This is a genomic window from Diaphorobacter sp. LI3 (assembly GCF_022807955.1).
Classification (GTDB): Bacteria; Pseudomonadota; Gammaproteobacteria; order Burkholderiales; family Burkholderiaceae_C; genus Diaphorobacter; species Diaphorobacter nitroreducens.
Window position 1 is genome coordinate 98,487 of sequence record NZ_CP094346.1, and the last position, 11,221, is coordinate 109,707.

General features: G+C 67.0%; 11 protein-coding genes. 4 read left to right on the forward strand and 7 right to left on the reverse strand.

Annotated elements, in window-relative coordinates; all coding sequences use genetic code 11:
* Positions 1-87: 87 nt before the first annotated feature.
* Complete coding sequence (locus MRB47_RS00475) at positions 88-1,278, forward strand: ABC transporter substrate-binding protein (protein WP_011803540.1); 1,191 nt, start codon at positions 88-90, stop codon at positions 1,276-1,278.
* 12 nt (positions 1,279-1,290) lie between these two features.
* Here the strand turns inward: MRB47_RS00475 and MRB47_RS00480 are convergent, their stop codons facing one another.
* Entirely contained in the window at positions 1,291-2,631 is a 1,341-nt protein-coding gene (locus MRB47_RS00480) for a D-amino acid dehydrogenase (RefSeq protein ID WP_252101588.1), read from the reverse strand.
* Between the two features lie 87 nt (positions 2,632-2,718).
* Between MRB47_RS00480 and MRB47_RS00485 the strand changes: the two genes are divergently transcribed.
* Positions 2,719-3,630, forward strand: coding sequence for a LysR family transcriptional regulator ArgP (locus tag MRB47_RS00485; RefSeq protein WP_252101589.1), 912 nt, complete (start codon positions 2,719-2,721; stop codon positions 3,628-3,630).
* A 70-nt stretch (positions 3,631-3,700) separates the two neighbouring features.
* Entirely contained in the window at positions 3,701-4,333 is a 633-nt protein-coding gene (locus MRB47_RS00490; protein ID WP_123675385.1) for a TetR/AcrR family transcriptional regulator, read from the forward strand.
* Here the strand turns inward: MRB47_RS00490 and MRB47_RS00495 are convergent, their stop codons facing one another.
* The 3 genes from MRB47_RS00495 to MRB47_RS00505 form a co-directional block, all read right to left on the reverse strand.
* Positions 4,334-4,756 (reverse strand): universal stress protein, encoded by a 423-nt coding sequence (locus MRB47_RS00495; protein ID WP_012655202.1) that lies wholly within the window; start codon positions 4,754-4,756, stop codon positions 4,334-4,336. It abuts the gene before it with no gap.
* Between the two features lie 112 nt (positions 4,757-4,868).
* A complete protein-coding gene (locus MRB47_RS00500; RefSeq protein ID WP_252101590.1) occupies positions 4,869-5,714 on the reverse strand; it encodes a metallophosphoesterase in 846 nt (281 codons plus the stop codon).
* 16 nt (positions 5,715-5,730) lie between these two features.
* Positions 5,731-6,702: a LysR family transcriptional regulator gene (locus MRB47_RS00505; protein WP_252101591.1), complete on the reverse strand. Its 972-nt coding sequence runs from the start codon at positions 6,700-6,702 to the stop codon at positions 5,731-5,733.
* A gap of 123 nt (positions 6,703-6,825) precedes the next feature.
* Between MRB47_RS00505 and MRB47_RS00510 the strand changes: the two genes are divergently transcribed.
* Positions 6,826-7,266 carry a hypothetical protein gene (locus tag MRB47_RS00510; RefSeq protein WP_011803547.1) on the forward strand — a complete coding sequence of 147 codons (441 nt, stop codon included), beginning with the start codon at positions 6,826-6,828 and terminating at the stop codon, positions 7,264-7,266.
* A 180-nt stretch (positions 7,267-7,446) separates the two neighbouring features.
* Here MRB47_RS00510 and MRB47_RS00515 read toward each other — a convergent pair whose 3' ends face one another.
* From MRB47_RS00515 to MRB47_RS00525, 3 genes are all read right to left on the reverse strand, one after another.
* Entirely contained in the window at positions 7,447-9,318 is a 1,872-nt protein-coding gene (locus MRB47_RS00515) for a phosphoenolpyruvate carboxykinase (GTP) (RefSeq protein WP_012655206.1), read from the reverse strand.
* Positions 9,319-9,652: 334 nt separating this feature from the next.
* Positions 9,653-9,814 carry a hypothetical protein gene (locus tag MRB47_RS00520; RefSeq protein ID WP_012655207.1) on the reverse strand — a complete coding sequence of 54 codons (162 nt, stop codon included), beginning with the start codon at positions 9,812-9,814 and terminating at the stop codon, positions 9,653-9,655.
* 115 nt (positions 9,815-9,929) lie between these two features.
* On the reverse strand, positions 9,930-11,129 hold the full coding sequence (locus MRB47_RS00525) for a threonine ammonia-lyase (protein WP_252101592.1): 1,200 nt from the start codon (positions 11,127-11,129) through the stop codon (positions 9,930-9,932).
* Positions 11,130-11,221: the final 92 nt, after the last annotated feature.

Consider the following 11,221-nt stretch of genomic DNA (forward strand, 5'->3'; position numbering starts at 1 on the left):
GACCGCGCACCGCTGCGCAATAAACCACATCGCGCGCCCGCGCTTTTGGTTAGGCTGGAGTGTTTTTCACAACATTGCGGAGACGCGATGATGGCCATGAGACCCAGACACTGGGCAGGGGCGCTGGCGCTGTGGGCGTTGGCGGGCATGGCGGGCGCCCAGCCCGTGAAGGTGGGGGTCATCGGCCCCTTTTCGGGGCCGTCGTCGGACTTCGGCACGCCCATGCTGCAGGGCATCCAGCTCGCGGTGGAGCAGTTCAACGCCGTGGGCGGCTACCTGGGCCGGCCTGTGGAGCTGGTGGTCAAGGACGACCAGGGCTCGCCCGACACCGGCCGTCAACGCTCGCAGGAACTGGCCAGAGAAGGCGTGGTGGCTGCCCTGGGCTTTTGCAACACCGGCGTGGCGATGAAATCGCTGGACGTGTTCCAGCAGGCGAAGCTGCCCTTGATCGTGCCGTGCGCCACGGGCACCCCCGTGACACGCACCTATCCGGCGGCGCAGAGCTTCATCTTCCGCACCTCGGCCCCCGACAACATCCAGGCGCCCTTCGTGGTGGAGGACATCCTGCGCCGCGGCTGGACGCGCGTGGCCCTCTTTGCCGACGACACGGGCTACGGCCAGGCCGGGCGCAAGGACGTGGAAGCGGCGCTCGCCGCGCACCAGCTCACGCCCGTGTACGCGACCAACTTCCCTCTGGGCGTGAAGAGCCTGGCGCCCCAGTTGCAGGCCGCGCGCGATGCGGGCGCACAGGTCATCTTCAGCTACACCGTAGGGCCGGAGAACGCTGTCATTGCCCAAGGTCGCAAGGAGCTGGGCTGGAAGGTGCCGCAGGTCGGCGGCTGGACGCTGTCGTTCCCGTTCTTCATCCAGGGCGGCAAGGACGCCGCCGAGGGAGCGCTGACGGCGCAGACCTTCATCGCCGAGCCCAGCAACGAACGCCGCGCCTCGTTCCTGAGCACCTACGCGCGCGCCTTCAAAGGCCGCCCGGCCGTGCCGATGGCGGCGGCGCAAGGGTACGACGCGGCCTACCTGCTGATGTATGCACTGCTGGGCATCCGCGACGGGCAGGTCAACGGCACGGCCCTCAAGCATTCGCTGGAGAACCTGCAGCGCGTGTATTACGGCGTGGTGGCGACCTACGAGCGGCCCTTCTCGGCCGAGGAGAAAGAGGCCATCACCCCCAACATGCTGGTGATGGGCAAGGTGCAGGCCGGCGCGGTGACCTTCGCCTACCCCGAGGATGCCAAGCGCAACCTGCTGGTGCAGCGCAAACGCTGAGGTGCGACTCGCTCAGGCCAGGCGCGGCGCCCCGTAGGCGGCAGCGGGCGTGTCGTCGCCCAGAAAGGCGAAGTCCATGGCTGGCCGCTCGCCGCTCAGCAGCTCGGCCATGGCCTTGCCCGAGCCGGCGCCATGCGTCCAGCCCAGCGTGCCGTGGCCGGCGTTCACCCACAGGCCGTGCAGCGGCGTACGGCCGATGAACGGGATGTTGGTGGGCGTGGCGGGTCGCAGGCCGGTCCAGTACTGCGGATCTCCGCCTTCCTCGGGCGTGCGCGTGTCGCACACGCCGGGCAGGATGGTCTCAATGCGGCGCGACAGCATGTGGCAGCGCGCGCGCGCCACAGGGCTGTCCAGCGACAGGTCGTAGCCGCCCAGCTCGATGGTGCCGGCCACGCGCAGCACGTTGCCCAGGCGGCTCATGGCGATCTTCTTGCCGTCGTCGATGGTGGAAACCATGGGCGCGCCCTCCGGTTTGAGCAGCGGGAACGTGGCGCTGTAGCCCTTGCCGGGGTAGATGGGCAGGTGCACGCCCACGCCCCGCAGCAGCGGTGCGCTGTAGCTGCCGCATGCAACGACCACGGCATCGGCTTTCAGTATTTGGTCTTTTTGGCCTGTAGCGCTTTCATGGCGAGCGCGAATAGCTATTGATTCAATAGCGTCGCCGGAGCGGTTCAGGCGCAGCACGTCGTGACCGTAGAGGAACTGCACGCCGCGCTCGGCGCAGCGGCGGGCCAGTGCCTGGGTGAATACGCGCGCGTCGCCGCTCTCGTCGGTGCTGGTGTAGGTGCCGCCGGTGATGCGGTCGCCGTAAGCGCGGAAGGCCGGCTCGATGGCGAGCAGCTCGTCGCGGCTGACCACGCGCCGCTGCACGCCGAAGCGGCGCATCAGTTCCACAGCATGGGCCGCGTCGTCAAAGGACTTCTGGTCGGTGTAGAAGTGCGCGATGCCGCGTTCCAGCCGGTGGTACTCGATGCCCGTGGCGCGCACTATGTCCTTGAGTGCGGCATGGCTGTACGCGCCCAGCGCCACGATCTGCTGCACGTTGCGTGCGAAGGCCGTGTCGTTGCACTGCGCCAGGAACTTCAGGCACCAGCGCCATTGCTCCCAGTCCAGCTGGGGGCGAAACAGCAGCGGCGCTTCCTTGTCGAACATCCACTTGAGGGCCTTCCATGGCGCCTCGCGGTTGGCCCAGGGCTCGCAGTAGCTCACCGAGATCTGCGCCGCGTTGGCAAAACTGGTCTCCAGCGCCGCGTCGGGCTGGCGGTCGACCACAGTGACTTCATGCCCGCGCTCGCGCAGATGCCAGGCGGTGCTAATGCCGATGATGCCGGCGCCCAGGACGATGGTTTTCATGGCGCGCAGTGTGCTGCGGCCCAATGAAAAACAAAAGCGTGATTAAACTTCTTCGGAATTCATCAGAATGACTAATGGATACCGACTGTGAGCACATTTGACCCCGCCGCATTGGAATGCCTGGCCGCCATCGTCGAAGAGGGCGGTTTCGAGCGCGCCGCGCGCCGCCTGAACATCACCCAGTCCGCCGTGTCGCAGCGCCTGCGTGCGCTGGAGGCGCAGGTGGGCTCGGTGCTCATCGTGCGCAGCCGGCCGCTCAAGCCCACCTCGGCCGGGCAGTTGCTGCTCAAGCACACCAAGCAGTTGCGCCTGCTGCGCGCCGACCTGGAGCGCGATCTGCAGGACCTCATGCCCAGCGGGCGCGGCGGCGGCCGCGAGGAAGAGCGCATCGCCATCGCCATCAACGCCGACAGCATCGCCACCTGGGCGGTGGACGCGCTCGGCGATCTGGTGCGCCAGCGCCTGCCGCTGGAGATCATTGCCGACGACCAGGACTTCACGCAGGAGTGGCTGCGCTCGGGCCAGGTCATGGGCTGCGTGACGACGTTGAAGAGCGCGCTGCGCGGCTGTCGCATGGTGCCCCTGGGCGCGATGCAGTACGTCGCCGTGGCCGCGCCAGAGCTGGCGCGCCGACAACTGCCGCAAGGGCTCACGGCGCACAACTTCCGCGACGAGCCTTTCGTCTCGTTCAACCGCAAGGACGATATGCAGGCCGAGTTCGTCACGCGCACCTTTGGCCTGAAACGCGTGTCGCTCAGCCGCGTGTTCGTGCCCAGTTCGGAGGGCCAGGTGCGCGCCGTGGCCGCGGGCTGGGGCGTGAGCGTGGTGCCCGAGCTGCTCGCGCGTCCCTGGCTGCAGCAGGGCCGGCTGGTGGACCTGGCGCCGGGCCATACGCTGCCCATCCAGCTGTATTGGCACTCATGGAACCTGGAGTCGGAAGTGCTGGATGCGCTGGCCGATGCGCTCACCAGCGCGGCGGCGCAGTACCTGTCGGCCTGACGGCACACGCGGATGGGGGTCTTTAGGGTTATCGGCCTGCGCGGGGTGAAGGCTCGCTAACATCGCCCGCATGAACACGCTGCAGCCGCCCCGTCCGTCCTTCAAGGAGCAGATGCTCCGGGCGCGCGAGGATGCCATCGTGGAGGCCGCGAGCCGCCTGCTGGGCGAAAAAGGCTTCGAGACCATGACCGTGGACGAGGTCGCCGCGGCCGTGGGCATTGCCAAGGCCAGCCTGTACAAACACTTTGCCGGCAAGGACGACCTGTGCTCGGCCGCCATGGTGCATGTGGTGGAGCGCCTGCAGCGCTTTCTGGCGGCACTGCCGGCCGAACTGGGCGCCATGCAGCGCCTGCACGCGCTGCTGTGCTGGACGCTGCAACTGCAACTGGCCGACGAGGTGCCGCTGCTGCCCAGCCGCAACTCCGCGCTGGCCCAGGCGCTGCGCGCCTGCGACGCCTACCAGGCATCGATGCAGGAGGTGCATGCCTGCATCCTCGGCTGGATCGTCGAGGCGCAGGCCCAGGGACAGCTGCGGCGCGAGTTGCCGCCCGATGTGATCTTGTGTGCGCTGCTGGCGCGCAATGCCGATCCCATGCTCGGCATGCTGCGCGACCGCGGCTATGCGGACGAGTGCATCATCGACTGGGCCGCGGACACCTGCCTGAGCGGCCTGGCGAGCGGCCCCGCCATGCGGGTGGCCTGATCAGCGCACCAGCAGTACCGGCACCTGGCAGTTGGCCAGCACCTGCGTGCTGACCGAGCCCATCACCAGCTTGCCCAGCGAGCCGTGGCCGTGCGTGCCCATGACGACCAGGTCGTACTTGCCGGACTCGGCCACCTTGGCGATGGTCTCGCCCGCCGGGCCCACCTTGGTCATGGTCTTGAGCTGCACGCCCTGACGCGCCATGAACTTCACGACGGGCGACAGCACCTTTTCGCCTTCCTCAGCGTGGTACTTGTCCACGACTTCCTTGCCGAGCGCGGCGCGCGCGCGGGGAGGCAACTGGGGCTGCACGGTGATGGCCGTGTAGGTGTGCGAGCTGCCCAGCATCTCGTCGTGAGCGGCCAGGTAGGCCAGCATTTTCTTGGTGTAGGTGCTGCCGTCGACAGCAAGCAGGATGTTCATTCGAAGTGCTCCGGAAACGAGAATTCAGACTAATCCGCGCCGGCGCCTGTTGTCTTGACTTCAGTCATATTTTTGATGCGGTACGCGGTGGCGGGCGCAGGGCCCGCACGCATCATACGGTGAGCACGCAGTGCGGCTCAAAGGTTGCCTGCTCCCCCTTGCGGGCATAGCCCAGCGGGTTGGCCACTACGCGGCAGCTCCAGGGCGTGCCGTCCACGCGGGCCCCGCGCACCAGGTAGTCGCTGGGCGCATGCAGATGGCCGTGCAGCCACAGCTGGGCGTGGGGCAGGCAGTCGTCCAGCGCATTGCAAAACCCCGCCGTGCCCGGCACCAGGCCGTAGCGCGGGTCGGCGCTGAGCAGGCTGGGCGCGAAGTGCGTGACGGCCACCGTCGTGCCCGCAAAGGGCTGTGCGAGCGCGTTGCGTAACCAAGACTGGCAAACCAGGGCCTGTTCGCGCACCTCGGCGGCCAGGAAGGGCCCACCCTGGCGGGTGCTGCCAGTCTTGGAGAGATAGAAATTGGCCGCGCGGAACGCCTTCTCGCGCCGCTGCAGTCGCTGGCCCGGGTCGGTGATCCCCGCGTGGTCGGCCAGCGCGTCGAAGTCGCTCCACAGCGTCGTTCCAACGAAGCGGACCCCCTGCAGCACCATGCTCTCACGCTCCAGCCAGATCAGCCCCAGCCGGTCGCAGATGCGGCGCAGGCGCGCATGCGCGGCGTCGAAGTCCTGCATGTCGTATTCATGGTTGCCAGGGACGAAGACCACTGGCGTGGGCCATCCGGCGTACTGCGGCAGAGGGGAGAAGCGCGCCAGGCCGAAGTCCTCATCCGACAGCAGCGAGCCGGCCTGGTAAGAGCCGATGTCGCCGGCCAACACCAGGACATCGGCGCCAACGGCGGGGCTGGGGGTGAAATGCGGGTGGGCTTCCAGGTGCAGGTCGGACAGCAGTTGCAGCTTCATGGGTGAGTGGGTGGGGTCAATCCTGGCGGTGAATGGGGGCGGGCGTGTTGCGCGCGGCGCGCGCAATCGCCTCGCGCAGCCAGCGGTGGGCGGGGTCGTGGTTGCGTCGGCGGTGCCACAGTGCGTCCACGTGCACGGGCGGCAGCGTCATGGGCAGCGGGCGCCACACCAGTTCGTCGCGCACGCTGGCCACGCCGACGAAGTGGCGCGGCAGCACGGTGAGCAGGTCCGTGGTGGCCACCACCCGCCCCGCGGTGAAGAACTGGTTCACGGTAAGCACGATGCGGCGTTCACGTCCCAACGCGGCCAATGCCCCGTCGATGAAGCCGAAGGGCTTGCCCGAGAAGCTCACCAGCAGGTGGCGCGCGGCGCAGTACAGGTCCAGCGTCATCGGCACGGCGGCCAGCGGGTGATCCGCGCGCATCACGCACACGTACTGACCGTCGTAGAGGCGGGTGCTTTCGTGCGCCACCACGTTGTCCGACTGCGCCCGCGCCGTGAGGTCGGCCAGCACGGCGGGGAAGTAACCCACGGCCATGTCGGCGCTCTCGTCGTCCAGCAGGCGGCGCGGGTCGCGCGTGGTCAGCGGCACCACGCGCAGCGAGACGCCGGGGGCCTCGCGTTCCACGATCTCGATGAGTGGCGGGATCAGCGTGGCACCCGTGGCGTCGGCCATCGCCAGAACGAAGGTCGTCTGAGCGGACGCCGGGACAAAGCGCCCGGGGGAAAGTGTCTCCTGCAACTGTGCCAATGCGTGCCGTACGGCGGGCCACAGGGCCAGTGCCCGCGGCGTGGGCTCCACGCCGTGGCCGCGCCGCGTGACCAGCTCGTCGCCCAGCACCTCGCGCAACCGGCGCAGTGCGTTGCTCACGGCGGGCTGTGTGATGGCCAGTTTCTCGGCGGCGCGGGTCAGGTTGCGCTCGGCCATGACCTCGTCAAAGACGCGCAGCAGATTGAGATCCAGCGTGCGAAAGTTCAATGGCTGCATGCTGCAATCATCACACGGATGAATATGGGTGATTCAACATATAAATTGGACACAAACCAGGGTAAACCCTAATATTGCTGCATTGCCCGGCAATTTCGCCAACAGTGGCGTACGAGTCGCATCATGACGAAGTTTGTACACATCGATCTTCCTGTCCAGCACCACGGCATTGCACGCATTGAAGAGGCCGCAAGCCATCTGAAGCAAACCGCTGCCCGCTTTGACGGCACCCGCGGCGCAACGTCGCTGCTGCTGGCGGCGCTGGTCGCCGCGCTGCTTGTCGTGGCCAACCAGGTCATGGACACCTGGAACGATGGCCACATGCTGGCCGGCTGGATGGTGATGTGGGTGATCGCTTTCGCAGGAATGGCGTTGCTGGCGGCACCTGCGCGCAGCGCGGTGCTGGGCCTGCGTGCCGCTGCCAAGGCTTGGTCGGACGCGCACCGGCGTGCGGCAGAGGACGAGCGCACCTGGAATGCCGCACTGCGCGACGCCCGCATCATGGCCGACCTGAGCCGTGCGATGAACGGCATCGCGGTGGACGACCTGCGCCGTTACCGCTGAACGGCCGCGCGGCGACCCCGCGCCAACCGACAACAGGGCACCTTCGGGTGCCCTTTTTGCTATGTGCGCGGCAGCTTCCTATGGGGCGCATTCATGAAAAAACCCCGCGCCACAGATGTGGTCGCGGGGTTGTGTGTGTAGGCCCGGCTGAATTACACGCGCCGAGCCGAGGCAGGGCGGTCAGGCCGCCAGACGCTTCTCCAGCGCGGCCTTGGTGGCCAGCAGTTCCTGGGGCAGGTGGTAGGCCAGCTTGTCGAAATGCTCGGTGTGCAGCTTCAGTTCTTCGGCCCAGGCAGCCTTGTCGATGCTGGTCACCATCTTGAACTGCTCGGTGCTGAAGTCCAGGCCGGTCCAGTTGATCTCGGCGTACTGCGGAGCAATGCCGAACATGGTCGGCTCGCCTTGCGCCGTGCCCTCGATGCGGTCCAGCATCCACTTGAGCACGCGCATGTTGTCGCCATAGCCGGGCCAGACGAACTTGCCGTCCTCGCCTTTGCGGAACCAGTTGACGCAGAAGATCTTGGGCAGCTGGTGGCCGGACTCCTCCAGCTTGTGTTCCATGTCGAGCCAGTGCTGGAAGTAGTCGCTCATGTTGTAGCCGCAGAACGGCAGCATGGCGAACGGGTCGCGGCGCACGACGCCTTGCGCACCAAAGGCGGCGGCGGTGGTCTCGGAGCCCATGGTCGCGGCCATGTAAACGCCTTCCATCCAGCTGCGGGCCTCGGTCACCAGCGGCACGGTGGTGGAGCGGCGGCCGCCGAAGATGAAGGCGTCGATGGCCACGCCGGCAGGGTTGTCCCACTCGGGGTCCAGGGCCGGGTTGTTGGTGGCGGCCACCGTGAAGCGCGAATTGGGGTGCGCCGCCTTGGCGCCGGTTTCCTTGGCGATCTGCGGTGTCCAGTCCTTGCCCTGCCAGTCGATGAGGTGGTCCGGGAGCTTGCCGGTGTCCTTCTCCATGCCTTCCCACCACACATCGCCATCGTCGGTGAGGGCGACGTTGGTGAAGATCACGTCCTTGTCCAGCGAACGCATGCAGTTCGGGTTGGTGTGCATGTTGGTGCCGGGGGCCACGCCGAAGTAACCGGCTTCGGGGTTGATGGCGTACATCTTGCCGTCGGCATGGGGCTTGATCCAGGCAATGTCGTCACCGATGGTCGTGACTTTCCAGCCGGCGAAGCCGGCTTCCGGCGGCACCAGCATGGAGAAGTTGGTCTTGCCGCAGGCGCTGGGGAAAGCGGCGGCCACGTGGTACTTCTTGCCCTCGGGGTTGGTCACGCCCAGGATCAGCATGTGCTCGGCCAGCCAGCCCTGGTCGCGGCCCATGGTCGAGGCAATGCGCAGCGCCAGGCACTTCTTGCCCAGCAGTGCGTTGCCGCCGTAGCCTGAGCCGTACGACCAGATCTCGCGGGTCTCGGGGTAGTGGACGATGTACTTGACCTGGGGGTTGCAGGGCCAGGACGTGGTGTCCTTCTGGCCTGCGGCCAGCGGGGCGCCCACGGTGTGCATGCAGGGCACGAACTCGCCGTCGGTGCCGAGCACGTCATAGACGGCCTTGCCCATGCGGGTCATCAGCTTCTGGTTCACGGCCACGTAGGCGCTGTCGGTCAGTTCGATGCCAATGTGGGCGATGTGCGAGCCCAGAGGGCCCATGGAGAAGGGCACCACGTACATGGTGCGGCCAGCCATGCAACCGTCAAACAGCGGCTGCAGCGTGGCGCGCATCTCGGCCGGGGCCATCCAGTTGTTGGTCGGGCCGGCGTCTTCCTTTTTCTCCGAGCAGATATAGGTGCGGTCTTCCACGCGCGCGACGTCCGACGGGTCGGACCACGCGAGGTAGCTGCCCGGGCGCTTGGCGGGGTTCAGCTTCTTGAACGTGCCGGCATCCACCAGTTGCTGACACAACTGCTCGTACTCCTGCTGCGAACCGTCGCACCAGTGGATGCGGGCGGGCTTGCACAGCGCGGCCATTTCGGCCACCCAGGCGATCAGCTTGGCGTTCTTGACGTATGCGGGCGCCTGAATGTCCAGGACGGGCATGGTGGGTGCGTTCATCGGGAAGGCTTCTTTGAAGTTGAAAAACAGTCTTTTCAAAGGAAGCGAACCGGGTCACGACGCACAGGCCCGCGCTGAACCGATCTGCGCGCTGCCTTTGAAAAAACCGCTGGGACTCAGTCGGCTGGCGAAACGGGGGTACCGCGGCGGCACCCCTGCACAGGTCGGCTGGGGTGACGATTTTATGAAGACGCCCCCGATTTGTCTGTCGGACAGGGGGCTAAATCATGCAAAAAACACATGACGTTATGCGCGTCATGGCGTCGGTGCAAAACGCGATCACCAAAAACAAAGCCCCGCAGATGCGGGGCTGGGTGGCGAGCGGGCGGTGCGTTCAGGCCATGTACACCGCAATGAAGGCCAGCAGGAAGATCATGGCCGCACCCACCGCAGGGATCACGACGGGAATCAGATGCACCACGGACTCGGCGGCATCGGTGGCCGTGGCGGCCTCGACGTCGGCGGCGTTGGGGGCGATGGGGTGGTCATGGGCCATGGGTTCGGTCTCCTGTGGGGTCTGGTGCCTTGATGGGGGACAAGTGTAGCCACAACGCCCTCGCGCTTGCACGGGCCTTACCCGCACTCCTGCGCCTGCAGGGCACCGGCCCGCCTTAGCGCAGCTCCGCTTGCATCTGCGCGGCGCGCAGCAGGTCCAGCACCTGCTGGATGTGCGCCTTGCCGCGCGTTTGCAGCACCAGTTCGATCTCCACGTTTTGCGCGGCCAGCACGGTGAAGGCGCGCTGATGGTGCACCTCTTCGATGTTAGCGCCCGCTTCGGCCACGAGGGCAGTGATGCGGGCGAGCACGCCGGGCACGTCGCGTGCGCTGACCATGATGCGCGCCAACCGGCCGGAGCGCACCATGCCGCGCTCGATGATGGCCGCCAGCAGCAGCGGGTCGATGTTGCCGCCGCTGAGCACCAGCCCCACCTTCTTGCCGCGAAAGCGCTCGGGGTGGCGCACCAGCGCGGCCAGCCCGGCGGCCCCCGCGCCTTCCACCAGCGTCTTCTCGATCTCCAGCAGCATCAGCACCGCCTGCTCGATGTCGCCTTCGTCCACCAGCAGCAGGTCATCCACCAGCCGGCCAATGACCTCCTGCGTCATCTTTCCGGGCTGGCCCACGGCGATGCCCTCGGCGATGGTTGACGCGCCCTGCGCGTGGTGCGTGCCCTTGATGGCATTCACCATGGCTGGGAAGCGCGCCGTCTGCACGCCGATGATCTCCAGGTTCGGCTTAATGGCCCGCGCCGCCGTTGCCATGCCGGCCAGCAGCCCGCCGCCGCCCACCGAAACCACCAGCGCATCCAGGTCGGGCTGGGCGGCCAGCATCTCCAGCACCAGCGTGCCCTGGCCGGCGGCCACGGCCTCGTCGTCGTAGGGGTGCACGAAGGTCAGGCCCTGCTGCTCCGCCAACTGGTAGGCGTGCTGGCGGGCTTCCTCCAGCGTGTCGCCGTGCAGCACCACCTCGGCACCAAAGCCGCGCGTGCGCTCCACTTTCACACCGGGGGTGAAGCGCGGCATGACGATCACGGCGCGCAGGCCCAGGCGCTGCGCGTGGTAGGCCACCCCCTGGGCATGGTTGCCCGCGCTCATGGCCACCACGCCGCGCTCGCGTTCTTGGGGAGTGAGCTGGCTCAGCTTGTTGCAGGCGCCGCGTTCCTTGAACGAGGCGGTGAACTGCAGGTTCTCGAACTTGAGGAATACCTGCGCGCCCACGATCTGCGAGAGCGTGCGCGATTCGACGCAGGGGGTTTCCAGCACCTGGCCGCGCAGGCGCTCAGCGGCGTGCTGGATGTCTTGGAAGGTCAGCATGGTGCATTGTGGCGCAGCGCGCCAGGTGAAGCAGTTTTTGCTATTGTAAAAATAGCTGCTTGCGCTTGGTGGACGAGCGCTAGAAGCCGTTT

What these genes read in the sequence shown, in the direction of transcription:
- MRB47_RS00475 (WP_011803540.1), top strand. Translation starts at nt 88, where the DNA reads ATGATGGCCATGAGACCCAGACACTGGGCAGGGGCGCTGGCGCTGTGG.
- MRB47_RS00500 (WP_252101590.1), bottom strand. Translation starts at nt 5,714, where the DNA reads ATGAAGCTGCAACTGCTGTCCGACCTGCACCTGGAAGCCCACCCGCAT.
- MRB47_RS00505 (WP_252101591.1), bottom strand. Translation starts at nt 6,702, where the DNA reads ATGCAGCCATTGAACTTTCGCACGCTGGATCTCAATCTGCTGCGCGTC.
- MRB47_RS00520 (WP_012655207.1), bottom strand. Translation starts at nt 9,814, where the DNA reads ATGGCCCATGACCACCCCATCGCCCCCAACGCCGCCGACGTCGAGGCC.
- MRB47_RS00510 (WP_011803547.1), top strand. Translation starts at nt 6,826, where the DNA reads ATGACGAAGTTTGTACACATCGATCTTCCTGTCCAGCACCACGGCATT.
- MRB47_RS00480 (WP_252101588.1), bottom strand. Translation starts at nt 2,631, where the DNA reads ATGAAAACCATCGTCCTGGGCGCCGGCATCATCGGCATTAGCACCGCC.
- MRB47_RS00490 (WP_123675385.1), top strand. Translation starts at nt 3,701, where the DNA reads ATGAACACGCTGCAGCCGCCCCGTCCGTCCTTCAAGGAGCAGATGCTC.
- MRB47_RS00525 (WP_252101592.1), bottom strand. Translation starts at nt 11,129, where the DNA reads ATGCTGACCTTCCAAGACATCCAGCACGCCGCTGAGCGCCTGCGCGGC.
- MRB47_RS00515 (WP_012655206.1), bottom strand. Translation starts at nt 9,318, where the DNA reads ATGAACGCACCCACCATGCCCGTCCTGGACATTCAGGCGCCCGCATAC.
- MRB47_RS00495 (WP_012655202.1), bottom strand. Translation starts at nt 4,756, where the DNA reads ATGAACATCCTGCTTGCTGTCGACGGCAGCACCTACACCAAGAAAATG.